At 72.6% G+C, this 26,579-nt stretch carries 20 protein-coding genes; 11 read left to right on the top strand and 9 right to left on the bottom strand.

Annotated features, from left to right (window positions below):
• Positions 1-59: 59 nt before the first annotated feature.
• The 7 genes from ABTY62_RS03980 (at position 60) to ABTY62_RS03950 (ending at position 13,469) form a co-directional block, all read left to right on the top strand.
• Positions 60-2,618, top strand: a complete 2,559-nt coding sequence (locus ABTY62_RS03980) for a polysaccharide lyase family 8 super-sandwich domain-containing protein (RefSeq protein WP_352127758.1) — start codon at positions 60-62, stop codon at positions 2,616-2,618.
• Between the two features lie 181 nt (positions 2,619-2,799).
• The gene (locus ABTY62_RS03975; protein ID WP_352127757.1) at positions 2,800-5,403 is read left to right on the top strand and encodes a Pls/PosA family non-ribosomal peptide synthetase; all 2,604 of its coding nucleotides are present in this window, start codon (positions 2,800-2,802) and stop codon (positions 5,401-5,403) included.
• A gap of 15 nt (positions 5,404-5,418) precedes the next feature.
• Entirely contained in the window at positions 5,419-8,703 is a 3,285-nt protein-coding gene (locus ABTY62_RS03970) for a non-ribosomal peptide synthetase (RefSeq protein ID WP_352127756.1), read from the top strand.
• Between the two features lie 44 nt (positions 8,704-8,747).
• Positions 8,748-9,752, top strand: a complete 1,005-nt coding sequence (locus tag ABTY62_RS03965) for a TauD/TfdA family dioxygenase (RefSeq protein WP_352127754.1) — start codon at positions 8,748-8,750, stop codon at positions 9,750-9,752.
• Positions 9,749-10,819 (top strand): 2,3-diaminopropionate biosynthesis protein SbnB, encoded by a 1,071-nt coding sequence (gene sbnB / locus ABTY62_RS03960; protein WP_352127753.1) that lies wholly within the window; start codon positions 9,749-9,751, stop codon positions 10,817-10,819. The genes ABTY62_RS03965 and sbnB overlap by 4 nt, the downstream gene beginning before the upstream one ends.
• A 37-nt stretch (positions 10,820-10,856) precedes the next feature.
• On the top strand, positions 10,857-11,837 hold the full coding sequence (gene sbnA / locus ABTY62_RS03955) for a 2,3-diaminopropionate biosynthesis protein SbnA (protein ID WP_352127752.1): 981 nt from the start codon (positions 10,857-10,859) through the stop codon (positions 11,835-11,837).
• 201 nt (positions 11,838-12,038) lie between these two features.
• Positions 12,039-13,469 (top strand): MFS transporter, encoded by a 1,431-nt coding sequence (locus ABTY62_RS03950; protein ID WP_352127751.1) that lies wholly within the window; start codon positions 12,039-12,041, stop codon positions 13,467-13,469.
• 87 nt (positions 13,470-13,556) lie between these two features.
• Here ABTY62_RS03950 and ABTY62_RS03945 read toward each other — a convergent pair whose 3' ends face one another.
• The 3 genes from ABTY62_RS03945 to ABTY62_RS03935 form a co-directional block, all read right to left on the bottom strand.
• Positions 13,557-15,461: a helix-turn-helix domain-containing protein gene (locus tag ABTY62_RS03945; RefSeq protein WP_352127750.1), complete on the bottom strand. Its 1,905-nt coding sequence runs from the start codon at positions 15,459-15,461 to the stop codon at positions 13,557-13,559.
• Positions 15,462-15,604: 143 nt separating this feature from the next.
• Entirely contained in the window at positions 15,605-16,426 is an 822-nt protein-coding gene (locus ABTY62_RS03940) for a 3-hydroxybutyrate dehydrogenase (protein WP_352127749.1), read from the bottom strand.
• 55 nt (positions 16,427-16,481) lie between these two features.
• Complete coding sequence (locus tag ABTY62_RS03935; RefSeq protein WP_311723122.1) at positions 16,482-16,961, bottom strand: NUDIX hydrolase; 480 nt, start codon at positions 16,959-16,961, stop codon at positions 16,482-16,484.
• 252 nt (positions 16,962-17,213) lie between these two features.
• Between ABTY62_RS03935 and ABTY62_RS03930 the strand changes: the two genes are divergently transcribed.
• Positions 17,214-18,266, top strand: a complete 1,053-nt coding sequence (locus tag ABTY62_RS03930; protein WP_352127748.1) for an O-antigen ligase family protein — start codon at positions 17,214-17,216, stop codon at positions 18,264-18,266.
• 294 nt (positions 18,267-18,560) lie between these two features.
• On the opposite strand, the gene ABTY62_RS03925 is transcribed toward ABTY62_RS03930, so the two are convergent.
• Both ABTY62_RS03925 and ABTY62_RS03920 read right to left on the bottom strand, forming a co-directional pair.
• Positions 18,561-19,130, bottom strand: coding sequence for an NfeD family protein (locus ABTY62_RS03925; protein WP_352127747.1), 570 nt, complete (start codon positions 19,128-19,130; stop codon positions 18,561-18,563).
• A gap of 88 nt (positions 19,131-19,218) precedes the next feature.
• Positions 19,219-20,025: a glutamate racemase gene (locus ABTY62_RS03920; RefSeq protein WP_352127746.1), complete on the bottom strand. Its 807-nt coding sequence runs from the start codon at positions 20,023-20,025 to the stop codon at positions 19,219-19,221.
• A gap of 67 nt (positions 20,026-20,092) precedes the next feature.
• On the opposite strand from ABTY62_RS03920, the gene ABTY62_RS03915 reads away from it, so the two are divergent.
• Complete coding sequence (locus tag ABTY62_RS03915; RefSeq protein WP_352127745.1) at positions 20,093-21,304, top strand: glycosyltransferase; 1,212 nt, start codon at positions 20,093-20,095, stop codon at positions 21,302-21,304.
• Between the two features lie 17 nt (positions 21,305-21,321).
• Here ABTY62_RS03915 and ABTY62_RS03910 read toward each other — a convergent pair whose 3' ends face one another.
• Positions 21,322-22,647: a TerD family protein gene (locus ABTY62_RS03910; RefSeq protein ID WP_352127744.1), complete on the bottom strand. Its 1,326-nt coding sequence runs from the start codon at positions 22,645-22,647 to the stop codon at positions 21,322-21,324.
• A 249-nt stretch (positions 22,648-22,896) separates the two neighbouring features.
• Here ABTY62_RS03910 and ABTY62_RS03905 point away from each other — a divergent pair, with 249 nt between their 5' ends.
• On the top strand, positions 22,897-23,397 hold the full coding sequence (locus tag ABTY62_RS03905) for a DUF6643 family protein (RefSeq protein WP_352127743.1): 501 nt from the start codon (positions 22,897-22,899) through the stop codon (positions 23,395-23,397).
• Positions 23,398-23,496: 99 nt separating this feature from the next.
• Positions 23,497-24,378, top strand: a complete 882-nt coding sequence (locus ABTY62_RS03900; RefSeq protein WP_352127742.1) for an MOSC domain-containing protein — start codon at positions 23,497-23,499, stop codon at positions 24,376-24,378.
• Between the two features lie 219 nt (positions 24,379-24,597).
• On the opposite strand, the gene ABTY62_RS03895 is transcribed toward ABTY62_RS03900, so the two are convergent.
• The 3 genes from ABTY62_RS03895 to ABTY62_RS03885 all read right to left on the bottom strand — a co-directional run bounded on the left by ABTY62_RS03895 (position 24,598) and on the right by ABTY62_RS03885 (position 26,538).
• Positions 24,598-25,278, bottom strand: a complete 681-nt coding sequence (locus tag ABTY62_RS03895) for a response regulator (RefSeq protein ID WP_352127852.1) — start codon at positions 25,276-25,278, stop codon at positions 24,598-24,600.
• A 159-nt stretch (positions 25,279-25,437) separates the two neighbouring features.
• Positions 25,438-26,034 (bottom strand): TlpA family protein disulfide reductase, encoded by a 597-nt coding sequence (locus tag ABTY62_RS03890; protein WP_352127741.1) that lies wholly within the window; start codon positions 26,032-26,034, stop codon positions 25,438-25,440.
• A gap of 54 nt (positions 26,035-26,088) precedes the next feature.
• A complete protein-coding gene (locus ABTY62_RS03885) occupies positions 26,089-26,538 on the bottom strand; it encodes a Crp/Fnr family transcriptional regulator (RefSeq protein ID WP_352127740.1) in 450 nt (149 codons plus the stop codon).
• Positions 26,539-26,579: the final 41 nt, after the last annotated feature.

Genomic DNA, 26,579 nt, shown 5'->3' with positions numbered 1-26,579 from the left:
GGCGGTCCCGGTTGGTTGAATGCGCCGAGCGCTTTCCGGCCGACCCCTGGAGCGTCCCTGTGCAGATCTCGCGTCGTGCTCTGCTGTCGCTGGTCCCGGCCGCGACCCTGTCGGCGGTGGCGCCCTCGGCGGTGGCGCGGCCCCGGTACGCCCGGGCCGCGGACCACGCCGGGGTGCTGGACAACGCCACCGCCGTCCTCGCCGGCACCGCCGACTCCAACGCCCGGCCCGAGGTCGCCGCCAAGCTCGCGGCCATCGGCTCGACCGCCCGCGCCCGGCTGACCGCCCTGGACGACGCGGGTCCGGGCGAACTGTTCCGCGGCCTGCCCCTCGGGACCAGCGACACCAATCTGACGACGTCCTTCCAGTACCTGTACGAGATCGCCCTCGCCACCCGCGTCCCCGGCGGAGCGGCCCCGGGCCCGGGTGACGACACCGCGGTCCAGCGGCGGGTCATCGACGGCCTGGCCCGGCTCCACGACGACTACTACGGTGACCAGTCGAAGGGCTACTACGGCAACTGGTTCAACTGGGAGATCGGCATCTCCTCCCAGCTGACCCGGACCCTCGTCCTGCTCAGGGACGAGCTCGCCGCGTACCGCCCCGATCTGACCGCCACCTGCGTCGCCTCGATGGACGCCTACCTCCGCAACGGCAAGGGCGGCGACGTCGACCTCGACTCCCGCTTCCACACCGGTGCCAACCTCGCCGACATCACCACGAACCGGATCCTCCAGGGCGCCGTGCTCGGCGACGACGCCCGTATCGACAAGGCCGTCGCCGACCAGCTGACGGTCCTGGCCACCATCGACCCGTACCAGCTCAGGCACGACGTCACCGACGGCTTCTACGCCGACGGATCGTTCATCCAGCACGCCTCCGTCGCCTACACCGGCTCCTACGGCAAGGGCCTGCTCACCCGAGTCGTCCAGACGATCAAGATCCTCGAGGGCACCGGCTACGCCGATGGCGAGGACCTCGTCGGCACCGTGCGCGACTGGGTGGTGCGCGGCTTCGCACCGCTCGTCTTCGAGGGCTGGATGATGGAGATCGTCAAGGGCCGCGGGGTGTCCCGGACCACCACGGGCTACACCGATGTCGCGGAGGTCGTCGAGGCCGTCGTCGACCTCTCCGCCTACGCGGCCGAGCCCGAGGCCACCGCCCTCAAGGGCTACGTCAAGTATGTCCGGCAGACCTCCAGGGCCGCTCTCGACCCGGCGCGCTTCGTCTCCCCGGTCAGCGTCGCCCGCTACGCCGACATCCTCGCCGACCCGGGGATCGCGGCGCAGGACCTCAACCCGGCCGAGCGGAACGTCGCGTTCAATGCGATGGACAAGACCGTCCACCGGCGCCCCGGCTATGCGTTCGCGCTGGCCAGGAGCTCGCCGCGGATCAGCAAGTACGAGTACATGAACGGCGAGAACCTCATGCCGTGGTTCCAGGGCGACGGCGCCCACTACCTCTATCTCTCCGGCCAGGACCAGACCCAGGCCTACGGCGTCGACTACTTCACCACCGTTTCGCCCTACCGGCTGGCCGGCGTCACCGCGCCCGTGGAGACCCGCCGCACCGTCCCCGAACTCTACGGCGGGCTGTGGTACGACAACCCGGAGCGCGGATTCACCTCCTCCTCCGAGTCGCAGAACACCTATGTCTACTTCCCGCGCGGCGCGGGCGGGCTCTCCGGCGGCGCCTGCCTCGGCGCGTACGGCGCGGCCGGGCTCGTCCAGGCCGACGATGTCGCGTACGCCGCCCAGCAGGCCGGAACCCTCCCGGACGACTTCATCGCCTACCGCAACGCCCGCGCCACCAAGTCGTGGTTCATGCTCGACGACGAGATCGTCGTCCTCGCCGCGGGGGTGGGCGACCCGGCCGGACGCGCCATGACGACAACCGTCGACACTCGCGTCAGCGGCGTCAGCGGCGTCGCCCTGCCGTCGGGGCGGTTGCGCGACGGCTCCCCCTGGTCCGGCACCGGTACCGCCCCGCTGGCCTGGCTGCGCTACGCCGACGCGGGCCAGGGCACCGCCGTCGGATATGTGTTCCTGGAGGGGCAGCGACCCACCGTGGCGCTCGATGTGGTCACCCGCAGCCGCCGCGCCGTCCGCCTGTCGAACCCCGACACCATGGTGACCAAACAGGTCTTCTCCGTGTCCTTCGAGCAGCCGGCCGGCGCGCCGCCCGCCGCGATGGCCTACGCCCTCGTCCCGAACGCGTCCGAGCGGCAGCTGATGTCGTACGCCCGCGGGCCGGTGTCCGTCCTGGTCAACACCGCCCGTGTGCAGGCGGTGCGGCACAGGGGGCTCGGCCTGGTCGCCGCCAATGCCTTCACCCCCGGCGCCCACCGGGCCGGACCGCTGTCGATCGACGGCCCGGCGTCGGTGATCCTCCGTGAGGGGCGCAGCGGCACCGTGTCGGTGGCGGTGGCCGACCCGACCACCGAGCGCGACACGGTCTCGGTCGTCATCCGGGGCCGCGCCCTACGGACCGTCACGGCGGACGAGGGCGTGCGCGTCGACCGCGTACGAGGTGGCACCCGAATCCGCGTCAGCACCCGCCATGCCTACGGACGGAGCTTCACGGCCACGCTGCGCGGGCTCCACCGAGCCGAGGGGTAGCGGGCGGCCCCGGAGGCCAAGGGCTCCAAGTCTTTCTCGCCGTGGGTGACCTCCCGCTCACCCGGACGGTGCAGGAAATCGAGGAACACCGGCTCGTCGAACATTACTGTCGTGTCATCGCGATCGAGTCCGAGCGGTAACCAGTGACCGGTGGTCACCGAACTTTCCTCAAGGAGCTCGAATGGTTGACAAGTCCGCCGAAGTCTTGATTTCCGAGCCGGACGAACCCGCGATGGCCGGGCGCGGCGGCACCGCCCCGGCGGCGACCGACATCGAGAGGAGACTCGCCGAGGTACTGGCCGAGGTGGTACCGGCAGAAGGCGTCTCGGCCACCAGTCACTTCTTCACCGATCTCGGCGCGAACTCCCTGGTCATGGCCCAGTTCTGCGCGCGGGTCAGAAAGCGGCCGGATCTGCCGTCCGTGTCGATGAAGGACATCTACCGGCACCCCACGATCCAGAGCCTGGCGGCGGCGCTCGCGGACACCGCTCCCCCCGCCGTCGATTCACCGCCCCCCGCGCAGGAACCGACGCGGGTGGCGTCGCCGACGCGGAAGGCATCGTCGCGCACACGGGATTACGTCCTGTGCGGAACACTTCAGCTCCTGGTTTTTCTCGCATATTCGTTCGTGACCGGGCTCGTCGCCGCCCGGGGCTACGAATGGGTCGCCACCGGAACGGATCTGGCCGACATCTATCTGCGGTCGGTCCTGTTCGGCGGCATCGGCTTTGTCGTCGTGTGCGCCTTCCCGATCGCGGCCAAATGGATCCTCATCGGCCGCTGGAAGCCCCGCGAGTTCCCGGTGTGGAGCCTGACGTATGTGCGCTTCTGGATCGTCAAGGCGCTGCTCCACGCCAATCCGGTGCGCTTCTTCAACGGCAATCCGCTGTATGTGCTGTATCTGCGGGCGCTCGGTGCGCGGATCGGCAAGGGAGTCACGATCCTCTCCCACTCCATCCCCGTCTGCACCGATCTGCTCACGATCGGGGCCGGCACGGTGATCCGCAAGGACTCGTTCCTCCTCTGCTACCGGGCCCACGCCGGGCGCATCCAGACCGGCCGGATCACCCTCGGCCGGAACGTGTTCATCGGCGAGAAGACCGTGCTCGACATCGACACCTCGATGGGCGACGGAGCGCAGCTCGGCCACGCGTCCGCGCTGTACCGCGGCCAGGTGGTCCCGGACGGCGAGCGCCGGCACGGGTCGCCGGCACAGCCGACGGAGATCGACTATGTGCGGGTCGGGCCCGCCCGGTGCGACACATCGCGCCGGTTCCGCTTCGGCCTCGCCACCCTGCTCCAGCTGTTCCTCCTGTACCTGCCGCTGACCGTCGGCGGTACGTACATGCTGTTCCGCGAGGTTCCGGCGCTCGGCGAGCGATCCGATGCGGGCACGGCCGGACTCACCTCGTCGGCTCTCCTCACCGACGCGCTGCTGGTGTCCGCCGTGCTGTTCTTCGGCTTCGTCGTCGTGGGCCTCGCCGTGGTGTGCACCGTTCCGCGCCTGCTGAGCCTGGCCGTCAAGCCCGACGAGGTGTATCCGCTCTACGGCTTCCACTACGCGGTGCACCGGGCGATAGCAGGCATGACGAATCTGAAGTTCTTCACCTGGCTCTTCGGCGACAGCTCCTACATCGTCCACTATCTCCGCGGCCTCGGATACGACTTGTCCCGGGTCGAGCAGACGGGGTCCAACTTCGGCACGGAGGTGCGGCACGAGAACCCGTATCTGGTGACCGTGGGCAGGGGCACGATGGTGGCCGACGGCCTTTCCATCGTCAATGCGGACTTCTCGAGCACGTCCTTCCGGGTGTCCCGGGCCTCGATCGGGACCCAGAACTTCCTCGGCAACAACATCGCCTATCCCGCCGGGGCCAGAACCGGCGACAACTGCCTGCTCGCGACGAAGGTGATGATTCCCCTCGACGGTGAGATCCGCGAGGGAGTGGGGCTGCTCGGCTCGCCCTGTTTCGAGATTCCCCGGTCGGTGGAGCGCGACTCCCGGTTCGACCACCTCAGGGCCGGGGACGAGCTGCGCCGCAGCCTCGCCGCGAAAAACCGCTACAACCTCCGCTCCATGGTTTTCTTCCTGCTCGTGCGGTGGCTGCACGCCTTTGTGCTCACGACGCTCGGTCTCGCCTCGATCGGTCTGTACGGTCTGCTCGGGCATGCCGTGATCGCCGCGTATCTGGCTCTCACGCTCGGATTCACCGCCCTCTATTTCATCCTGGTGGAGCGCTGTGTCGCGTCGTTCCGCGCACTGCGCCCCCGGCTGTGCTCCATCTACGACCCGTACTTCTGGTGGCACGAGCGGCTCTGGAAGGTGCCGGACGAATACTTGGACGTTTTCAACGGAACCCCCTTCAAGAACGTGATCTGGCGGCTGCTGGGGGTGCGCATCGGCAGCAGGGTGTTCGACGACGGCTGCTATATGACCGAGCGGACGCTCACCACCGTCGGGGACGACTGCACCCTCAACGCCGGAAGCAAGATCCAGTGCCACTCGCAGGAGGACGGCACCTTCAAATCGGACCGCACCACGCTCGGCGACCGCTGCACCCTCGGTGTCGGCACCCATGTGCACTACGGCGTGACGATGGGCGACGGTGCCGTGATGGCGCCCGACTCCTTCCTCATGAAGGGCGAGGAGGTCCCCCCGAACGCGCAATGGGGAGGAAACCCGGCCACGGAGCTGCCGGACACCCCTGCCCTGCCCGGCCGCGACGGCCCGGCGGCGGCAACGGCAACGGCTTCGGCGAACCACGCCGGATCGACGGCGAGTTGAGGAAGGGGCCATTCGATGGGAGCACGCGTGGAAGCGGACCTGGAGTGTGCCGTGCCGACCGCTGGCGGATTCCCCGTCATCCCGCGGTGGGCACGGGAGCCGGTGGCGGGGGTGGCCGAGTGCGAGGCGGCGGTGCCGGGCGACGTGGTGAAGGCGGTCCGTGGACTGGCGGACGAGCTGAGGGTGCCGCTCAGCGCGGTGCTGCTGGCCGCGCACGCCAAGGTGGTGTCCGCCCTGTCGGGTGAGCCGGAGGTGGCGACGGGGTATGCCACCGGCGCTACGGACACTCCCGTGCCCTGCCGGCTGACCGTCGCGCCCGAGTCGTGGCGCGCGCTGGTGTCGAGCGCGCATCGCGTCGCCGCGGAGTTGCCGGCGCACCGGGAGCCGGAGGCGGCCGGGCGTTCGTACGAGGTCGTGTTCGACCCGGCGGGCACCGGGGGCGGGCTGGGCGACGGCGTGGTGCTGAGCGTGGGCTGGTGTGATCACCACGGGGGGCTGACGGCGCGGCTGCGGTATCGCACCGAGGCGATGGATGCCGGGTACGCGGCCCGGATCGGCGGCTACCACCTGGCCGCGCTGCGTTTGATGGCGGCGGATGTGGACGCCGAGCACGCGCGGCAGAGTCTGCTGTCGACCGAGGAGGCGCGCCACCAGCTCGAGGGGCTGGCCGGGCCGCGCCGGATGCTGCCGCGCGGGCGTGTGCACGAGCTGTTCGAGCGGCGGGCGCGGGCGCATCCGGAGGCGGTGGCGGCGGTGCACGGCGACCGCCGGTGGACGTACGGGGAGCTGAACGCGCGCGCGAACCGGCTGGCGCGGGCGCTGCTGGCGCGGGGTCTTCGCCGGGAAGAGGTGGTGGCGGTCGTCACCGAACGCGGCCTCGACTGGCTGGCCGCGGTGTTGGCGGTGTTCAAGGCCGGGGGCGTGTATCTGCCGGTCGAGCCGCACTTCCCCGCCGGCCGGATCGCGGCGATGCTGTCGCGCGCCGAGTGCCGGGTGGTGCTGACCGAATCCGGCAGCGCCGACGCCCTCGACCAGGCCCTGACCACACAGCCGGAAGTGACGAAGGTGCTGGTCGAGGAGGCGTATGCGGAGCAGCACGCGGACACCGACCTCGGGGTGAAGGTCTCGGCCGATCAACTGGCCTACATCTACTTCACCTCCGGCTCCACGGGCGAGCCGAAGGGGGCGATGTGTGAGCACGCGGGCATGCTCAACCATCTCTACGCCAAGATCGATGACCTGGGGATCGGCCAGGGGCGGGTGGTGGCGCAGACGGCCCCGCAGTGTTTCGACATCTCGCTGTGGCAGTTGCTGGCCGCGCTGGTCGTGGGCGGGCGGACACTGCTGATCGGCCAGGAGGTGATCGTCGACGCGGAGCGGTTCGTCGACACGCTGGTCCGCGGCCGGGCGACCGTGGTGCAGCTCGTGCCCTCCTATCTGGAGGTGGTGGTGTCGTACCTGGAGCGCTACCCCCGCGATCTGCCCGACCTGAGGTGTGTGTCGGTGACCGGTGAGGCGTTGAAGCGGGAGCTGGTCCAGCGCTGGTTCGCCGTCCAGCCGAGGATCAAGCTGGTCAACGCCTATGGCCTGACCGAGACCTCGGACGACACCAACCACGAGGTCATGGACGGGGTGCCGGAGCGGGTGCTGCTGGGCCGTGCGGTCAACAACGTGCGGGTCTATGTCGTCGACGAGCGTCTGTCGCTGGTGCCGATGGGCGCCCCGGGGCTGATCGCGTTCTCCGGGGTGTGCGTGGGGCGGGGGTACGTCAACGACCCCCAGCGGACCCGCGAGGCCTATCGGGACGATCCGTACCGGCCGGGTGAGCGGCTGTACCTGGGGGGTGACTGGGGGCGCTGGCAGCCCGGCGGCAAGCTGGAGTTCCTCGGCCGCCGGGACAGCCAGGTCAAGATCCGTGGTTTCCGTATCGAGATCGGCGAGATCGAGAACACTCTGCTGCGGGTGCCCGGGGTGCGGGACGGCGCGGTGGTCGTCGCCGAGCGGCCCGGCCACAGCACGCACCTGATCGCCTTCTACAGCGGCCGGCGCCAGGAGACGGACGTGCTGCGCGAGGCGCTGGGCGCCGCGCTGCCCGCCTATATGGTCCCCTCGGCCTTTCACTGGCAGCACGGCCTGCCGCTGACGGCCAATGGCAAGATCGACCGGAAGGCCCTGACCGCGCTGGCCGAACAGACCCCGTCGGCCGAACGGCTCGCACCGGCCGGGGACGGCGAGGCCGCCTCCGGGGTGCACGGCGCCCCGGGCACCCCGACCGAGCGCAAGCTGGCGGCCGCCTGGGCCGAGGTGCTGGGCGTTCCCCGTCACCAGATCGGCCGGCAGGACCACTTCTTCGACTCCGGCGGCACCTCGCTGTCGGCCGTGAAACTCACCATCGCCCTGAACCGGGCGGTCTCCCTCAAGGACATCACGCGCCACCCGGTACTCGCCGACCTCGCCGCGCTCCTCGACGGCACGGCCCAGCGGCGCCCAGGGCTGCTCCAGCCGCTGTCGGGCCGGGCACTGTCACCCTCGGACGGCGCGCCGGAGTGCGCCCTGGTGTGCTTCCCCCACGCGGGCGGCAACGCGGTGAACTTCCGGCCGATGGCCGATGCCCTGGCGGGCGGCGGGCCCGCGGTCTACGCCGTCGACCTGCCAGGGCACGACCTGACGACCGCCCAGGGCGAGCCGTTCGCGCCGATGGCGCGGGTGGTGGACCGGGTCATCGCCGAACTCACCGGGCATGGCCTGCGCAGGGTCATGCTGTGGGGCCACTCCTCTGGCGCCGCGCCCGCCGTGGAGACGGCGAGGAGGCTGCGGGAGCGCGGGGTGGACGTCCCCCGCGTGTTCCTCGGCGCGCAGCTGCTCGGCACCGCCGCCGGTCGGAGCGCCGCCATCACCGAGCTGACGGGGCGCACCGACGCCGAGATCGCGGCGAAACTGAGCGCGCACGGCGGGTACACCGAGCTCGGCGAGTTGAACGCGCGACACGCCGAGCACGTCGGCGCCGCCTACCGTCACGACTGCCTGGCCGCGCACCGCTACTTCGCCGACGCCCTGGAAACCCCGCCGGAGGCGAAGCTGTCCGCGCCGGTCACCGTGGTCGTCGCCGCCGACGACCCGAGCACGGCGGGGTATCGCGACCGGTACCGCGACTGGCAGCTCCTGGCCGAGCGGGTGGACCTGCACGAACTCGCCGACGGCGGCCACTACTTCCCGCGCACCCGCCCGGCCGCGACGGCACAGGCCGTCCTGGCCGCCGCCGAATCGCCGGCCTCCGCGGATTCTCTGGCCCCCTCCTGAGGCTCCTCCCCGAGCTTCCGAGTGGCGATTGAAAGGAAACCGAGATGTCGTCCACATCCCTGCAACCGCTGTCCGCGGTGACCCCGCACCCGGGCAGACCCCCCATCCTGCATGTCGAGTCCCCGGATGACGCGCCGAGTTGGGCGGCCGAGCACCGCGCCGCGCTGCGCGAGCAGGTCGCCGAGCACGGTGTGCTTCTCGTCCGCGGCCTGGGGCTGCGGGAGGTGGATCAGGTCGGTGCCGTCTTCGCGGGACTGGCCGATGGTCTGATGGCGGAGAGGGAGGCCTTCGCTCCCCGGGAGAGCCACGGCCCGGGGCTGTACTCCTCCACCGCCTGGCCGGCCAACCAGCCGATGTGTATGCACCATGAGCTGAGCTATGCGGCGGAGTGCCCCGGCCTGATGCTGTTCGCGTGTCTCGAGGCGCCCGCCGAGGGCGGGGCGACCGCGGTGGCCGACGCCGAAGGTGTGCTCCAGGCGCTGCCCGCCGCGCTGAGCGAGCGGTTCGAGCGGGAGGGCTGGCTGCTCACCCGCAGCTATAACGACGAGATCGGGGCGTCGGTGGAGGAGTCGTTCGGCACCGACGACCGTGCCGCGATCGAGCGCTACTGCCGGGCTCACGCCATCGACTTCGACTGGCGGCCCGACGGTTCCCTGCTCACCCGGCAGCTCCGCGCCGCCGTGGTACGGCACCCGCTCAACGGCCGGCGCTGCTGGTTCAACCAGATCGCCTTTCTCAACGAGTGGACACTGGCCCCCGAGGTGCGCGAGTACCTGGTGGATGTCTACGGGGCGGACGGACTGCCGTTCAACACCCGCTTTGCCGACGGCTCCCCGATCGGCGAGGACGTCATCCAGCTGCTCAACTCCACCTACGAGGACCACACCGGACGCGAGCCCTGGCAGGACGGCGATCTGATGCTGGTCGACAACATCCGCACGGCGCACAGCAGAGAGCCGTTCACCGGAGAGCGCCGGGTGCTGGTCGCCATGGCCGAGCCCCGGCGCCTGGCCGACCACTGCCCCGCAGGGAAGGTGAGCCGGTCATGAACCCTTCGCCGTCCCCCGCCACCCGGCCCGCCACCTCCCGTCAGGTCCCGGCGCCGTCCTTCGCGGTGATCTCCGGCGGGCAGGTACAGCAGGCGCTCGAAGGGCGCGAGAAACAGATCGTGGAGCTGGTCGAGGCCACCTACCGGCTGCACGGCGCCGGGGACTCGGTCAACCCCCCGTCGTACTTCCTGCGCTTCCCCGACCGCCCCACGGCCCGGATCATCGCGCTGCCGGCCTCCGTCGGCGGGCCGGTCCATGTGGACGGGCTGAAATGGATCTCCAGTTTCCCGGACAACGTGGCATCCGACCTGCCGCGGGCCTCGGCGGTCCTCATCCTCAACGACCCCGACACCGGCTACCCCTTCGCCTGTCTGGAGAGCTCGATCATCAGCGCCACCAGAACGGCGGCGTCCGCCGCGCTGGCGGCCGACTGGCTCAGCCGCACCAGGCCCCGCCCCACCCGTATCGGTTTCTTCGGCACGGGCCTGATCGCCCGCTACATCCACACCTTCCTGACCGGCACCGGCTGGACGTTCGACGCCATCGGCGTGCACGACGTGTCCGCCGACAGCGCCGAGGGCTTCCGTGGCTGTCTGCGCCGGGCCGACGCATCAGGACAGATCACCGTCCACGACAGCGCCGAGGAACTGGTGCGCTCCAGCGACCTGGTGGTCTTCGCCACCATCGCCGGCCGGCCGCACCTCACCGACCCGGGCTGGTTCGGCCACAACCCGCTCGTCCTGCATGTGTCCCTGCGTGACCTCGCCCCCGAGATCCTGCTCGCCTCGGCCAACGTCGTCGACGACGTCGAGCACTGTCTGAAGGCCGACACCTCCCCCCACCTGGCCGAACAGCTCACCGGCAACCGCGACTTCCTGGACGGCACCCTCGACGACGTCATGACCGGACGGGTGACCCCGCCGGCCGACCGGCCAGTGATCTTCTCGCCCTTCGGGCTCGGCGTCCTCGACCTCGCCGTCGGCAAGCACGTCTACGACGAAGTGGCCCGGGCCGGACACCTGCACCTCATCGACGACTTCTTCCACGACCTGCGCCGGTACGGCTGAGAGTCCCCTCTCCCAGCTCTGGCATCAGGAGGCCAGCGTGCCCGTCATCTCCACACCCCATGCCTTCAACGAGAGCCGGCTCTATGTCGACCTCCGGTCGATCTTCGGGCGCTCCCTCTATCTGAAGTGCGAGGGCTTCAACTTCGCCGGCTCGATCAAGCTGAAGGCCGCGATCGAAATGGTGGAGACCGCCGAGCGGCGCGGTGTCCTGACGCCGGATTCGATCCTGGTCGAGTCCTCGTCCGGAAACCTGGGCGTGGCGCTCAGCATGATCGCCGCCAGCAAGGGCTACCGGTTTCTGTGTGTGACGGACTCCCGCTGCAACCTGTCGGCCAGACTGCTGATGGAGGCGCTGGGCAGCCAGGTGCACATCATCTCCGATCTGGACCCCACCCGCGGCTTCCTCGGCGCCCGGATCGACTACGTACGCGCGCTGTGCGACTCCGACGACCGGTACGTGTGGCTCAGCCAGTACACCAACCCGGGCAACTGGCGGGCGCACTACCGCAGGACGGGCCCGGAGATCGCCCGTCAGTTCCCCCGTCTGGACGTGCTGTTCATCGGCGCGGGTACCACCGGAACCCTGATGGGCTGCGCGCGCTACTTCCGGGAGTGGCACCGGCCGGTGCGGATCGTCGCGGTGGACAGCGCCGGGTCGGTGACCTTCGGTGGCAAGCCGGGCCGCCGGATGATTCCCGGCCTGGGCATGAGCATCCGCCCGCCGCTGCTCGACGAGTCCTACGTCGACGAGGTGATCCGGGTCGAGGAGGCGGACACCATCCGCGCCTGCCACCGTCTGGCCAGACGCGGGTTCCTGTTCGGCGGCTCCACCGGGACGGTGGTCAGCGGCGCGATGGACTGGCTGGACCGGCATCGAACGCCCGGCCTCACCGCGGTGGCCATCGCCCCGGACCTCGGCGAGCGCTATCTCGACACCATCTACCAGACCGCCTGGCTCCAGGATCTGTACGGAGATCACATACTCGACTTCGACGAGGTGCCCGCCGACTCCCTGTGAGCCGAGGTCATACCGCGTACAGCGGGTCGGCGGGTGACCCCCGGAACGGCCCGGCGGCCCGCCCGTACGCGCGGGGACCGGAGGCGGCACGCACACTGCGCCGCCGAAGTATGGTGTCCCGCCACATGTGCCCCTCACCTGTGTGTTCCTACCTTGTGCGGACACGAACACGTCCCCACCGAACACCTGGAAGTGGTGCACATGGCCTCCGCAGGATCCGCTCCCCCGACGCCCGCAGCACCCACGAAGCTCCCCCGCATCGTCGCCGCGAGCCTCATCGGCACCACCATCGAGTGGTACGACTTCTTCCTGTACGGCTCCGCCGCCGCGCTCGTCTTCAACAAGCTCTTCTTCCCCGACTCCGATCCGCTGGTCGGCACGCTGCTGTCCTTCCTGACCTACGCGGTGGGCTTCGCCGCCCGCCCCATCGGCGCCCTGGTCTTCGGGCACTACGGCGACCGGCTCGGCCGGAAGAAGCTGCTGGTCCTGAGCCTGCTGCTGATGGGTGGCGCGACCTGTGCGATCGGCCTCCTGCCGACCCACGCCACGGTCGGCTCCCTGGCGCCCGTGCTGCTGACCACGCTGCGCCTGGTCCAGGGCTTCGCGCTCGGCGGCGAGTGGGGCGGGGCGGTGCTGCTGGTGTCCGAGCACGGGGACGCGCGGCGGCGCGGCTTCTGGGCGTCGTGGCCGCAGACCGGCGCACCGGCCGGACAGCTGCTGGCCACCGGTGTGCTCTCGGCGCTGACCGCCCTGCTGTCCGACGACGCCTTCGAGTCCTGGGGCTGGCGGGTGCCGTTCCTGCTCTCGGGCTTGCTGGTGCTGGTCGGCCTGTGGATTCGTCTCTCTGTCGATGAATCGCCCGTCTTCAAGGAAGCCCTGGCGCGGGCCGAGACCCGCAAGGCCGAGGCGGACCGGACGGGCGACCTGGCCGAGAAGCTGCCGCTGGTGGCCGTCCTGCGCCACCACTGGCGGGATGTGCTGGTCGCGATGGGCGCCCGGATGGCGGAGAACATCAGCTACTACGTCATCACGGCCTTCGTCCTGGTCTACGCGACCTCCGACCACGCGGGCCTCGACAAGCAGACCGCGCTCAACGCCGTGCTGATCGCCTCCGCGGTGCACTTCGCGGTGATCCCCGCCTGGGGCGCGCTGTCCGACCGTATCGGACGCCGCCCGGTGTATCTGCTGGGGGCCGCCGGGGTGGGCGCGTGGGCGTTCCCGTTCTTCGCCCTCATCGACACCGGGGACTTCGGGTCGCTGCTGCTCGCGGTCACGGTCGGGCTGGTCTTCCACGGCGCGATGTACGCCCCTCAGGCCGCCTTCTTCTCCGAGATGTTCGCGACCCGGATGCGCTACTCGGGCGCCTCGATCGGCGCCCAGTTCGCGTCGGTCGCGGCCGGCGCGCCCGCGCCGCTGATCGCCACGGCGCTGCTGGCCGACTACGACAGCTCCACGCCGATCTCGCTGTACGTCATCGCGGCGGCGCTGCTCACCCTGGTGGCGGTCGGCGTCGCCAAGGAGACCCGGGACCGCGACCTGGCCGGGATCGAGCCCACGTCGGCTCCGGCGCCGACCGGGGCGGTGCGGGACGCGAGCGAGCCGAGCACGGCGTCGCGGTCGGGCTCGGCCTGAGGGCCGGTGGGAGGGGCTCCGCCGCCCTTGCCCCTCCCACCGCCTCCCTCAGCACGCTTCGGCACGCTTCGAGGCGGGCCCCGGTGTTCAGCGGGCGACGGCCGTGGCCAGGCGGTGCAGCCGCAGCGCGAGCTGCACCTCCAGGGCGCGGGACGGCGACTGCCAGTCGGGGCCGAGCAGCCGTCCCACCCGCTCCAGCCGCTGCGCCACCGTGTTGACGTGGACGTGCAGTTCGTCCTTGGTGCGGGCCGGGCTCATGCCGCTCGCGAAGTACGCGTCGAGGGTGCGCACCAGATCCGTACCGCGCCGTGTGTCGTAGTCGACCACCGCGCCGATGGTGCGCGCGACGAACCCCGCCACGCGGGCGGCGTCCCCCGCACCGTCGCCGGCGCCGGCCAGCAGCAGGCCGAGGAAGCCGAAGTCCTCGGCCGCGGCGCCCTCGCCGCCGCGCCCCAGCACCCGCAACGCCTCCAGACAGCGCTGCGCCTCCGCGTACGCCGAGGCCACCTCGCCGGGGCCGGCGGCGGGCGCGGCCACCGGCGCGGAGGCGCCGACGGTGACCGCCGCGTGCACGGCGGTGCCGAGCTCCCGGGCGGTGCGGCGGGCCAGGGCATCGGCGCCGCCCTCGCCCTCGGCCATGGGCAGCAGCAGGACGGTGCCGCCGTCGCGGGCGGCGGCCAGGCCGTGCCGGGTGGCCGCCAGATGGGAGGCCGCGGACCACAGGCGCTGCCGCCCGGCCGCCTCGTCCGGCGCGTCGATTCCGGCGGCGAGGACGACATGGGGCGCGTCCAGGTCCGCGCGCAGCCGGGCGGCGCGCTCGCGCAGCAGCCGCGGCTCGCGGTCGGGGGCGTCGAGGAGGTCGTCCAGCAGCTCGCCCCGTACGCGCTGTTCCGCCTCGTCGGCCGTGCGCCGGGCCAGCTGGAGCAGCGAGGTCACCATGGCGGCCCGTTCGAGGGTGCGCTGGTCCATGGGGTCCAGGCGGGGGTGGCCGCGCAGCACGAGCGCGCCGAACAGCTCGCCGCTCGCGGAGACCGCGGCGATCCAGTCCTCGCCGTGCCGTACCGCGTGGCCGTCGGCCCGGGAGCGGTCCACGGCCGTGGCCGGGGCCCTGTGGGCCTCGGCGAACTCCACCGTTCCGCTCAGCACCTCGGCCACGGCGGCCGCCACGTCGTGCACCCCGCCGCCGCGCAGCACCAGTTCGGTCAGCCGGTCGTGGACCTCAGAGGCGCGCTCGATGACCTCGCTGCGATCCCCGATGATCTCGTTGGCGGCCTCCAGCTCGGCGAGTGCCGAGCGCGTCTCGGCCAGCAGGTTGGCCGTGTCGATCGCGACGGCCGCGTGGGCGGCGAAGGAGCCCAACAGGGCTATCTGTTCGCGCTCGAAGACACGGGCGCGGCGGTCCGCGGCGAACAGCACGCCGATGACCCCGCTGCCCAGCATCAGCGGCACGCCGAGGATGGCCACGAGACCCTCGTCGTGGACGCCCGCGTCGATGGTCCGGGTGTGCTGGAACCGCTCGTCGTCGAAGTAGCTCTCGGTCACATACGGGCGGGCGCTCTGGGCGACCAGCCCGCCGAGCCCCTCCCCCATGCCCAGCCGCAGCTGCTGGAAGCGGGCCGAGACCGAACCGTCGGTGACCCTCATATAGGTGTCGCCGGCCTGGGGGTCGTTGAGCGTGAGATACGCGATCTCGGTGCCGAGCAGGGAGCGGGCGCGCTGCACGATGGCCTGGAGCACCGCGTCCAGGTCGCGCAGCCCCGCCAGGTCGTGCGCGGTCTCGAAGAGCGCGGACAGCTCGGCCTCGCGCCGTCTGCGCCCCTCCAGCTCGCCGCGGACGCGCAGGGCCAGCAGCTTGGCGCGCTCCAGGGCCGCCAGCCGGGCGGCCGGCGCCCCCTCGGCGCGGGCGCGCAGCACCGGCCGCTCGTAGGCCTCGGCGGGCGCGCCGCGCGCGAGCAGTTCCAGGTACGGGGTCTCCGGTTGATCATGGGACATGGTCACAGGGATACTCCCGCCGGGCTCGAACTCGCCAGTGGCCGGGCCGAACCCCGGCTCCCGATCCGGCGCCCGATCCGCCGTGGGCCGTGCCGGTCGGGAGGCCGCCGGGCGGCCGGGCAGCCGGTCCGAGGGCCGGTCGCTCAGTGAGCGGTCCATCCGCCGTCCATGGCGAGCGAGGCGCCGGTGACGAAGGAGGCGTGCGGGCCGCAGAGATAGGCGACGGCCTCGGCGACCTCCTCCGGCTCGATGAGCCGCTTGACCGCGGAGTCGGCCAGCATGACCTCGGAGACGACCCGCTCCGGGGAGATGCCGTGGGCGGCTGCCTGGTCGGCGATCTGCCGCTCGACCAGCGGGGTGCGCACATAGCCGGGGTTGACGCAGTTGGAGGTGACCCCGTGGGGGGCGCCCTCCAGGGCCGCGACCTTGGAGAGCCCTTCCAGCCCGTGTTTGGCCGCGACGTACGCGGATTTGTAGGCCGAGGCGCGCAGGCCGTGGACGGAGGAGATGTTGACGATCCGGCCCCAGCCCTGGGCGTACATGTGCGGCAGCGCCCCCCGTACCAGCCGGAAGGGGGCCTCCAGCATCACGGTGAGCACCCGGGAGAAGACCTCGGGCGGGAAGTCCTCGATGGGCCGGACGAGTTGCAGCCCGGCGTTGTTGACCAGGATGTCGACGCCCTCGGCGGCCCGCTCGGCGGCGTCGAGGTCGGTCAGGTCGAGCGCGCGCGTCTCCACCCTCCCGGGCGGCCCGGACCCCCGCCCGTCGGTCCGGGCCGCCAGCGCGGCGAGCCCCGCGAGCCCCTTCTCGTCCTGGTCCACCGCCAGGACCGTGGCCCCGGCGGCGGCCAGCCGGAGGGTGCAGGCCCGGCCGATGCCGCCGGCGGCCCCGGTGACGAGTGCGGTACGGCCGCCGAGGCCGGGGTCGGCCCCGGCGGCGGGGCCCGGTGTGGTGGACTCGCTCATGAGGGGCAGGCTAGGCGGCGGCCGGGGCCCGACCGATGTGCGCCCGGCACATACTTCACTCCGGGACAGTGGGATCGAACCACGTCGGGCCGTCCTCGAGAGCCCGCTTGATCCGGGTCAGCGCGTACTCGTCCAGCTCCGGCAGCGAGTCGAGCGGGAACCAGCCCACTTCCAGGGACTCCTCGTCGTTCACCCGCGCCTCGCCGCCCACCGCGCGGCAGCGGAAACAGATGTCGACGAACTGGCATACGTCGTTATTGGGATAGGTCACCGGCTCCGCGGTGTGGACGAGCACGATGCGCTCGGGGACGCAGCGCACCGCCGTCTCCTCGTACACCTCGCGCACCACCGCCATCGCGGGCTGCTCGCCGGGTTCGGGGATGCCGGAGGGGAGCGCCCAGCGGCCGTTGTCCGCTCGGCGCCCGAGCAGCACTCTGTCCTCGTCGTCGAGGACGACGGCGCTGGCACCCGGCAGGAACAGCAGTTGGTGGCCCGCGGTCGCCCGCAGCTCGAGGATGAAGTCGGGAGTAGGCATGCGCTGAGGCTATCGGTCCGGGTGAGCGGCACCGGATGCCGTTTCCGTCACAGCCGGATGCCTTCCGCACACCTGCCACACATCTGCCGCATCGTTTCTGCGCACCATATACACATATCCGGCCACAGTCGCTACGGTATCCGTCCTGGCCCGCATGCGGCCTTTGGCCGCCTCCGGCGGGTCCTCCCGGGCCCGCCGCCGCACGGCCGGTCCGGCACGCGGTGCCCGTCACGACTCGGGGGGTCGAACGGGATGGCGTCTTCAGCGGCACGGCCTGTCGTACGGAAACACAGCAGCGCGCCCGACATCGTGGGCGCCGCGGTCCTCGGGTGCTGCGCCGTCTGGGCCCTGGTGTGCGCCGCGGGCCGCACCGCCCGTCCCGAAGGCGTGCTGCTGGCCGTGCTGGCCGTGGCCGCCGGGTACGCGTGCGGGCGGATCGCCGGCTCGCTGCTGCCGGTGGCCTCGGCCACGGCCGCGGCGCTCGCGGGCCTGGGCCTGGCCTGCACCGTCCCGGACGGGGCGGGCGGCCACGACGGGGCGGCCCACGCGGCGCTGTTCACGCTCGCCGTCGGGGCGGCCTGCGGCGCCGCCTGGGCCGCCCGGTCGGCCGTGCTCCGGCTGGCCCTGCGCCTGCTGGCCGTGGCGATCGCGGCCACGGCCCTGGTGGCCGGGTCGCCGGCCGGCTGTGCGGCCGGGGCGCTGGTGCTGCTGTGCTCGCTCGCCGCCGCCCGGGCCAGGCGCCGGCTGCCGGGGCTGGCCGGGCTGGCCCTGGTCGCGGCGGTGGCCGTCGGCGGCTGCTGGGCCATCGCCGAGGACGCCCTCCCGGACAGGCTCTCGGCGCCGTTGCGCGACCGGCTGGGCGAGCACCGCGTACGGCTGTGGCAGGACGCCGTACGGATCGCCGGACACGGCCCGCTGCGCGGAGCGGGGCCCGACCGGTTCGGCGAGCTGAGCCCCACCGTCCAGCGCTCGGCCACCGCCTCGGACGACACCCCGTCCTCGGCCCCGCTACAGCAGGCCGCCGGGCAGGGGCTGCCGGGGGCGGCCCTGCTGGGCGCGGCCTTCGGCTGGCTGCTGTACGCGCTGTGGCGCTCGCCCCGCCGGACGCCGGCCGTCCTCACCGCGGCCGCCGCGCTGACGGCCCTGGCCGTCGAGTCGGTGCTCGGCAACGCGCTCAGCTTCCCGGAGGTGACCGCCGGGGCCGGCCTGATCGCGGGGCTGGCCACGGCGCGGCTCCCGGACGCGGACCCGGACCCTTTCGCGGGCGCACCCCCACCCCTGGACCCGCTCCCGGCGACGCGCTGAGCGCGCGGGTGGGCGTCCCGCACGCGGCGGGGCGTCCCCTTGGGCGACAGGCGTTTCTTCCCCCACCCCGCCCCTTCCCGCAGTGTCGAGCCGCTGCCCATGTGCGGCTCCGCCGCGCGAGGCTCCGCCGCGTCGCAAGGGCTTCGCCCCTGGCCCCTGGGGCCTGGGGCAGCGCCCCAGTTGAGGGAAGGGGCGGGGTGGGGCAGTGTCCGAGCGGCGGTCGATGTGCGGCTCCGACGCGCGGGGCTCCGACGCGTGGGCCCGCCGCAGGCGTCAAGATCCGCCGGACGGGGCCTAGGCCCGCGAGGCCCCGGCCGCGATGCCGCGCAGACGGTGGCGGATCACGCGCACCGCGGCCTCGGCGTCGTCCACGGTGACGGTGAAGATCCGGCCGTCGCCGAGCCGCAGCACCAGGCCCTCACCGCGGCGCACGACCACGGCGGTGCCCTTCTCGGGGCGCCAGCGGTAGCCCCAGCCGCCCCACTGGCACGGGGTGACCCGGGGGGCGAAGTCCGCGTGGACCACGTCGTTGAGCGGAATGCGGCGGCGCGGCAGCCCGATGTGGCCGCAGCGCACCTCCAGAGCCTCCTCGTCGACCCGCACGGCCACATGGACGAAGGCCAGGGTGCCGAAGAGCATCAGCAGCCCGACCGCGAGGCAGCCGATCACGGACATCAGGAGGGGGGCGAGACCCGAGGTCCAGGGAGAGTCGACGGCCAGGTCGATGCCGAGCGCCACACAGGCGGCGCCCCCGGCGGCCAGCACCCATTGGGCGCGGTTGTGCGCACGTCCCGTCCAGACCTCGGGCGGCTGCCCGGTCGCCGCCCGCTCGTCGCGCTCGTCGCCCTCGCCGTGGTGCCCCATAGCTGGCAGGGTACTCACGTTCCGCTACCCCGGCAGAGGATGGCCGAAAGGACGCCGGGGAGGGCAGCCGCGGAGCGGTCGGGCCGGGTCAGCCCCGGGCCAGCGGTTCGGGCGCCAGCAGACGGCCCTCGGTGTAGGCGAGGGCGACGTCCGGCAGGGCGGCCTCGCGGCCGCTGAGGATGACGGTGAGCCGTCCCCGGGAGAGGGCCGACGGGGCCTCCCCCGCCGCGGGCGCGGCAGCGGCGCCGATCCGGCGCAGGGCCTGGGCGGCGACGGCCTCGGCGGACCCGTGCAGGGCGATCGGCGGTGCGTCGGCCGGCTGGACGGCGGCCCGGATACGGTCGGCGACCAGCTCGTAGTGCGTGCAGCCCAGGACGAGGGCCCGGATGTCGCGCGGGGTGCGGGCCGCGGCGTCGGCCACCGCCGCGTCGATCGCCGCGGAGTCGGCGTGCTGTACGGCCTCGGCGAGCCCCGGGCAGGCCACCTCCGTCACGGAGACCCCGTCCGCGAAGTCACGGATGAGCCCACGCTGGTAGGGGCTGCCCGTGGTGGCGGGGGTGGCCCAGATCGCGACGGGTCCGCCGCCCGCCGCCGCGGGCTTGATCGCGGGTACGGTCCCGATGACCGGCAGCGTGGGCTCCAGCTCGGCCCGCAGCGCGGGCAGGGCGTGCACGGAGGCGGTGTTGCAGGCGATGATCACCGCGTCGGGGCGGTGCGCGGCCGCGGCGCGGACGCAGGCCAGCGCGCGCTGGGTGACGTCCTCGGGGGTACGGGGTCCCCAGGGCATGCCGTCGGGGTCCGAGGAGACGACGAGATCGGCGTCCGGCCGGAGCCGATGCACCGCGGCCGCTGCCGGGAGCAGGCCGATTCCGGAATCCATGAGCGCGATCTTCACCCGGTCACCTTAATGGATCGCTCCGGAGCGCCCGGCGGCCGGGCACCCGGTCGGGCAGACTGCCACGGTGAACGCGCTGACGTGGATCGCCGTCGGGTCACTTGTCGCCTGGGTCTGGCTGCTGCTCGGCCAGGGCTTCTTCTGGCGTACGGACATCCGGCTGCCCAGCGGCGGCCAACCGGCGGACCCCGGTGGCGAACCGGGGGCGAACCTCGACGACGAGGAGTGCTGGCCGGCGGTGGCCGTCGTCGTCCCCGCCCGGGACGAGGCCGCCGTCCTCCCCGTGAGCCTGCCGTCGTTGCTGGCGCAGGACTATCCGGGGCCGGTGGAGATCTTCCTCGTCGACGACGGCAGTACGGACGACACGGGCAAGCTGGCCCGTGAACTCGCCGATGAGCACGGCGGGCTGCCGCTGACCGTGGACTCGCCCGGTGAGCCGCCGCCGGGCTGGACGGGCAAGCTGTGGGCGGTGCGCCACGGCATGACGCTCGCCGGGGCCCGCCCGGACACCGAGTATCTGCTGCTGACCGACGCGGACATCGCGCATGAGCCGGACTCCCTCCGCGAGTTGGTGCGGGCGGCCCGTGGCTCCGGGCTCGACCTGGTGTCGCAGATGGCGCGGCTGAGGGTGGTGACGGTCTGGGAGCGGCTGATCGTCCCGGCGTTCGTGTACTTCTTCGCGCAGCTGTATCCGTTCCGGTGGGTCAACCGGGCGGGGGCGCGGACGGCGGCGGCCGCGGGCGGGTGTGTGCTGCTGCGGCGGGAGGCGGCCGAGCGGGCCAGGGTCCCGGATGTGGTCCGGCACGCGGTCATCGACGACGTGGCGCTGGCCCGGGCGGTGAAGCGCGGTGGCGGGAGGATCTGGCTGGGGCTCGCGGACCGGGTGGACAGTGTGCGGCCCTATCCGCGGCTCGCCGAGCTGTGGCGGATGGTCGCGCGCAGCGCGTACGCACAGCTGCGGCACAGCCCGCCGCTGCTGGTGGCCACGGTGGCCGGGCTCGCGCTGGTGTACCTGGTGCCTCCGGTGGCGCTGTGCGCGGGGCTGGTGGCGGACCGGCCGGCGCTGTGGGCGGCGGGGGCCGCCGCGTGGGCGCTGATGGCGGCGACATACGTCCCCATGCTGCGCTACTACCGGCAGACGCTGTGGCTGGCCCCGCTGCTGCCGGTGACGGCGCTGCTGTATCTGCTGATGACCCTGGATTCGGCGGTGCGGCACTATCAGGGGCGCGGCGCGGCGTGGAAGGGGCGGACCTACGCCCGCCCCGGCGCCGCGCCCTGACGGCACGTCTCACTCGCTCACTTGCGGCCGGGTGTCCAGTTCATGCCCCAGCCGTAGGCGTAGTCGAGGGTGCGCTGGGGGCTGACGCCACGTTCGGGCACCAGGTAGCGGGCCTCGCGCTGGACCACGAGGTCGCCCCCGTTGTTGGTGATCAGCGCGAGGGCGCAGACCGGGGAGGGGACGGTGCACTCGTCGAGCGAGAAGTCGATGGGCGCGCCGTGCTGCGGCTGGAGGGTGACCGTGGCATTGAGGTTGGCGAAGCTGCGGGCGCCCTCGTAGATCGTGACGAAGACGAGGATGCGGCGGAACGCGTTCTTGTGGTCGAGGTTGATGGTGAGGTTCTCGCCGGACGCCTGGGCGCCGGTGCGGTCGTCGCCGTCGAGGTGGATGAACGGTGGCTGGTGCAGCGAGCCGAAGGAGTTTCCGAGCGACTGCACCACGCCCTTGCTGCCGTCGGCGAGCTCGAACAGCGCGCCCAGGTCGAGGTCGAGGTCCCCGTGCATGGCGATGGCCTTGCCGAGTTTCTGGCCCCAGCCCTTGAACTGTTTGCGCACCTGCCAGTTGAGGTTCACCCGCATGGCACCGGAGGTGCCCCCCTGCTTGGTGAGCGAGACGGAGGGGGCCTCCTTGGTGAGGGTGATCTTGGACAGGCTCACCGGGGCGGCGGGGACCGGGGGCGCGGCGGCCGGGTAGGCGGGCGCCGTCGGCGGCGGAAGCGGCACGGCGGCCCCGACGGGCGGCGCGGGCGGCATGGGCGGAAGTGGCGCGGACTGCGGTACGGGCGCGGGGGCCGCGGCCGGGGCGGCGGGGGTCTGCTGTGGCTCGTCGACGCTGATGCCGAAGTCCGTGGCCAGGCCCTCGAGTCCGCTGCTGTAACCCTGGCCGACGGCCCGGAACTTCCACGCGCCCTGCCGGCGGTAGAGCTCGCCGAACACGAAGGCGGTCTCGACGGTGGCGTCCTCGCTGTCGAAACGCGCGATCTCCGCGCCACCCGAGGCGTTCACCACCCGGATGAACAGGCCCGGGACCCGGCCGAAGTTTCCGCCGTCCGAGGACGCGGCGAGCACCACGGTCTCAATGGCGGGCTCGACCCGGTCGAGGTCCACCGCGAGCGTGTCGGTCACGGTGTCACCGGTGGTCCGCTTGCCCTCGTGGCGCACGGCGCCCGAGGAGTGTGCCGGCTGGTTGTAGAAGACGAAGTCCGCGTCGGAGCGGACCTTTCCGGATGCCAGCAGCAGCGCCGAGGCGTCGACATCCGGCACCCCCGGGCCGGTGCGCCAGCCCAGTTCGACCCGCACCGCCGACGCCGGAACCGGAACATTGCTGCCTTTGCGCATCGCCATGCTGTCCCCCTGCCTTTCTTCATTCGTTCATCAGGGCGCCCGGCCGGGCCACCGGGCCCGAGGTCCATCCGATCGGCGGACCGCGGCCGGTAACCCGCCGAAAACGCGCTCTTTACAGGATCTCAACGTACCCTGCGACCGTTTTTCCCTGGTTCGCTCGGGTTGGGGAACCCCAGCCGCTCCCAGCGGGTAAAACAACCTTCTTACCGGACTCCCCAATCGGCACATCGTGGGCTTAACTTATGGGCTATGACCTCCCCCCGCGGTAGCTACGGCAGCGGCTACTACTCCTCGTCGTCCTTCCCGGACACCCCGATCTACGACAGCCTCGTCGCCGAGCGGGGGACACCGCAGATCGCGCCCATCCGGGTGGCCCCGCCGTACGACACCGGCAGCCACCTCCCGGCGCTCCCCTCCGCGCTGCCGGCACTGCCGGCCGCGCCCACCCAGTACAACCCCTCGCAGGGGTACCAGGGGGGTGGCGGTCAGCCGCAGCCCGCCGGGCTCCAGCAGGCGCCCTCGCCGTACATCCCGCCGCAGGCGGCGGGTCCGCGCGGCTACCCGGGAGGGCAGCAGCAGCCACCGCAGCAGCAGCGTCCGGCGGCGCCCTCGGGCTACGAGGCGATGCGCCCGGCCATGCCGCGCCCCGCGGCGCCCCGGCCGGCGGCTCCCGCGCCCTCGCCGTACGAGGACCCCTACGGCCGCCAGCAGTACCCGGGGCGGCCGCAGCAGCCGGGGCCCGGCTACTGAGCCGCTGAGCGCCCGACGCGGCGGGGCCCGGGCACGGCGGCCGGGTCCGTGTCGTGGCTCGGGCTCGGCGCTGTCGGACCTCGCTGGCAAGATGTCCTCATGGTCAACCCAGTGCTGAGCGCCGTCCATGTGTACCCCGTCAAGTCGGTCGCGGGGACGGCTCCTCATGAGGCGGTCGTCGAGCCGTGGGGGCTCGCCGGAGACCGGCGGTGGATGGTCGTCGAGCCCGGCGGCAAGTATGTGACTCAGCGTCAGCAGGCGAGGATGGCACTGGTTTCGGCCGAACCGCTGCCGGGTGGCGGGATCCGGCTCGGCGCGGCCGGGCATGAGCCGCTGACCGTCGCCGTGCCCGGGCCCGGGGACGCCCCGGGGGCGGTGTCGACCGTGTGGCTGCACAAGGAGGCGGTCGACGTGGTCCCGGCGGGCGCGGCGGCCGATGAGTGGCTGAGCGGCTTTCTGGGCACCCCGGTCCGCCTGGTCCATCTGGACGATCCGTCGCGCCGCCGACCGCTCACGCCGGAGTTCGCGCGCGGGGGCGAGACCGTGAGCCTGGCCGACGAGTTTCCCCTGCTGCTCACCACCACCGCGTCGCTGGACGCGCTCAACTCGCTCATCGCCCAGGGGGATCACCCGGACGAGGGTCCGCTGCCGATGAACCGCTTCCGGCCGAACGTGGTCGTCGAGGGCACCGCGCCGTGGGCCGAGGACACGTGGCGGCGGATACGGATCGGCGAGGTCGTCTTCCGGGTCACCAAGCCCTGTGCCCGGTGCGTGATCACCACCACCGACCAGGAGACCGCCGAGCGCGGCAAGGAGCCGCTGCGTACGCTGGCCCGCCACCGGCGCTTCGGTGATCAGCTCGTCTTCGGCCAGAATCTGGTCCCGGAGCTCCCCGAACTCCCCGACCGGGCCGCGCTCTTGGGGGAGGGCCCCGGCATCGGGACGCTGCGGGTGGGCGACGCGGTGGAGATCCTCGAGTAGCGATGGCCCCGTCCGGCCCGGTCATCAGGGCCGTTCGGCCCCTTCCTGGTGTGCACACCGCTCGCCGATGCTCATCACCAGCGCCTGGGAACCACCTTCGCCACGAGGCCGCGCCGGGCTCTCACTCCACTGCGGTGAGAAGCCACCCGGACGGGCGCGGCCCCGTGCGGCGTGGGGCGCGGGGCCGGAAGGGGAGTCGGCCTCGCGCCCCACGCGACGTCATTCGGCGGCGCGGCGGTCCCTGATGCGCTCGGCGATGACCGCGGCCTGGATGCGCCGTCCCACGCCGAGCTTCGACAGAATCGCCGAGATGCGGTTCTTGACCGTCTTCTCGGCGAGGAACAGCCGCTCGGCGATCTGGCGGTTGGTCAGCCCCTCGCCGATGAGTTCCAGGATCTCCCGCTCGCGCGGCGACAGCCGCTCCAGCTCGACCGGCACGCTGGGCTGTGGCCCACGCAGCCGGGCCATCACCCGCGCGGTCGCGCCCGGGTCGAGCATGGACCGGCCGCCCGCCACGGTGCGGACGGCGGACACCAGGTCGGAGCCGTTGATCTGCTTGAGCACATAGCCCGCCGCGCCCGCCATGATCGCGTCGAAGAGCGCCTCGTCGTCGTCGAAGGAGGTGAGCATCAGACAGGCCAGTCCGGGCAGCCGGGCCCGCAGCTCGCGGCAGACCTCGATCCCCTCGTGGTCGCCGCCGTCGGCCGAGGAGCCGAGCCGTACGTCGAGCACCGCGACCCGGGGCCGGACGGCGGGGGCGCGGGCGATGGCCTCGCGCGCGTTGGCCGCCTCCCCCACCACGCACAGGTCGGGCTCCGAGTCGAGCAGGTCGCGCAGCCCGCGGCGCACCACTTCGTGGTCGTCGAGCAGGAAGACCCCGATGCGCTCGGCGGGCCCCATGGGGTCGGCTGTCGAAGCCACCGCTTCTCCTTCCGTTCCCTCAGTGGCGCGCGGGGCGCGCCGGGCGTGATCCGCCGCCCAGCTTTATGCCCCGACGCCGCGCGGGGTAAGGGCCGTTCGGCCCTGCGGCCCGCCGCGAGCGCCCGCCCGCGGGCCGCTTCAGGCCCGCTTGTTCTCCGCGATCAGCGGCCGCAGCACCCTGCGCAGATCCCGCTCGCTGAGCGGCGCCAGCGCGCGGGCGGCGAGCCGTCCGTCGGGGTCGAGGACGATGGTCGAGGGGATCGCCTGCGGGTTGACGCTGCCCCTGGGAAGCTTGAGCACGATCCTGCCCATCTGGTCGTAGAGGCTGGGGTACGGGACGCCGTACTCCTCCTCGAACCTGATGGCCGCCTCCCGGCTCGGGTCCCGGGTGTTGATGCCGACGAACCGTACGCCCTCGGCCTCGGTCTCCTTGGCCACCTTCACCAGATTGGGCGCCTCGCCCCGGCACGGCCCGCAATTGGAGCCCCAGAGGTTGACCACGACGACGTGGCCCTTGTAGTCCGCGAGGTCCAGGGGCTTGCCGTCGAGCGTCTTGCCGGAGATCCCGTGCACCTGCTCGCGCTCGCCCGGCGCGTAGCTGCTGATCACCTCGTTGCCGCCACCCGACGTCGAGGTGTCGTCCCCGGAGGAGCCCGCCCCTGTCCCGCATGCCGACAGGAAGAGGGCGGCGGCCAGTGCGGCGGCCGAACCGGAGGTGAGATGACGGGTGTTCATGTGGTCAGCTTCGCAGGTCGCGGGGGCGCCTCGGCGCGCGGGTCCCCGGTCCGTTCACGGCGACATGCCGCCCGCGTACGGTCCGTACAGGTCCAGCAGCCGGGTGCGGGCGGACTGGAGCCGGCGCCCGATCACCTGGGCGCAGGCGAGGGCGAGCGCGTAGCCGAGCTCGGTGTCCTCGTCACACAGCCGGCGCACCGCCTCCGCGTCGAATTCGTACGCCCGCACCGGGCTGAGGGCCTCCGCGCCCAGATGCCAGGTGTCCGGCGGGAAGAGCCAGGACCAGCCGATCAGCTCGCCGGGGCCGAGGGTCTCGATCACGGCGGCGCGCCGCCCGGGGACGTGCAGGTCGAGGGTGACCGCTCCGGTGCGGATGATCCAGAAGCGGTCGGCCGTGCGGCCCTCCTCGAAGATGCGGCCGCCCGAGGGGAAGGACACCTCGCGGGCGAGCGCCATCAGCCGGTCGCGGTGCTCCGGGTTCAGCGGGCTGAGAAGTCCCATCATGACCTCACTGTGCCGTCTCCCGCTGCTCGGCGCCCCTCGGC

Source organism: Streptomyces sp. NPDC097640, assembly GCF_040302705.1.
Lineage (GTDB): Bacteria > Actinomycetota > Actinomycetes > Streptomycetales > Streptomycetaceae > Streptomyces.
Note: the sequence above shows the minus strand (reverse complement) of the source record. Positions and strands in the feature narration are given on the sequence as shown.

Coding starts and splice junctions, on each gene's coding strand:
- ABTY62_RS03975 (WP_352127757.1), top strand. CDS start 2,800: ATGGTTGACAAGTCCGCCGAAGTCTTGATTTCCGAGCCGGACGAACCC.
- ABTY62_RS03970 (WP_352127756.1), top strand. CDS start 5,419: ATGGGAGCACGCGTGGAAGCGGACCTGGAGTGTGCCGTGCCGACCGCT.
- ABTY62_RS03965 (WP_352127754.1), top strand. CDS start 8,748: ATGTCGTCCACATCCCTGCAACCGCTGTCCGCGGTGACCCCGCACCCG.
- sbnB (WP_352127753.1), top strand. CDS start 9,749: ATGAACCCTTCGCCGTCCCCCGCCACCCGGCCCGCCACCTCCCGTCAG.
- ABTY62_RS03950 (WP_352127751.1), top strand. CDS start 12,039: ATGGCCTCCGCAGGATCCGCTCCCCCGACGCCCGCAGCACCCACGAAG.
- ABTY62_RS03945 (WP_352127750.1), bottom strand. CDS start 15,461: ATGTCCCATGATCAACCGGAGACCCCGTACCTGGAACTGCTCGCGCGC.
- ABTY62_RS03940 (WP_352127749.1), bottom strand. CDS start 16,426: ATGAGCGAGTCCACCACACCGGGCCCCGCCGCCGGGGCCGACCCCGGC.
- ABTY62_RS03935 (WP_311723122.1), bottom strand. CDS start 16,961: ATGCCTACTCCCGACTTCATCCTCGAGCTGCGGGCGACCGCGGGCCAC.
- ABTY62_RS03930 (WP_352127748.1), top strand. CDS start 17,214: ATGGCGTCTTCAGCGGCACGGCCTGTCGTACGGAAACACAGCAGCGCG.
- ABTY62_RS03925 (WP_352127747.1), bottom strand. CDS start 19,130: ATGGGGCACCACGGCGAGGGCGACGAGCGCGACGAGCGGGCGGCGACC.
- ABTY62_RS03910 (WP_352127744.1), bottom strand. CDS start 22,647: ATGGCGATGCGCAAAGGCAGCAATGTTCCGGTTCCGGCGTCGGCGGTG.
- ABTY62_RS03905 (WP_352127743.1), top strand. CDS start 22,897: ATGACCTCCCCCCGCGGTAGCTACGGCAGCGGCTACTACTCCTCGTCG.
- ABTY62_RS03900 (WP_352127742.1), top strand. CDS start 23,497: ATGGTCAACCCAGTGCTGAGCGCCGTCCATGTGTACCCCGTCAAGTCG.
- ABTY62_RS03895 (WP_352127852.1), bottom strand. CDS start 25,278: ATGGGGCCCGCCGAGCGCATCGGGGTCTTCCTGCTCGACGACCACGAA.
- ABTY62_RS03890 (WP_352127741.1), bottom strand. CDS start 26,034: ATGAACACCCGTCATCTCACCTCCGGTTCGGCCGCCGCACTGGCCGCC.
- ABTY62_RS03885 (WP_352127740.1), bottom strand. CDS start 26,538: ATGATGGGACTTCTCAGCCCGCTGAACCCGGAGCACCGCGACCGGCTG.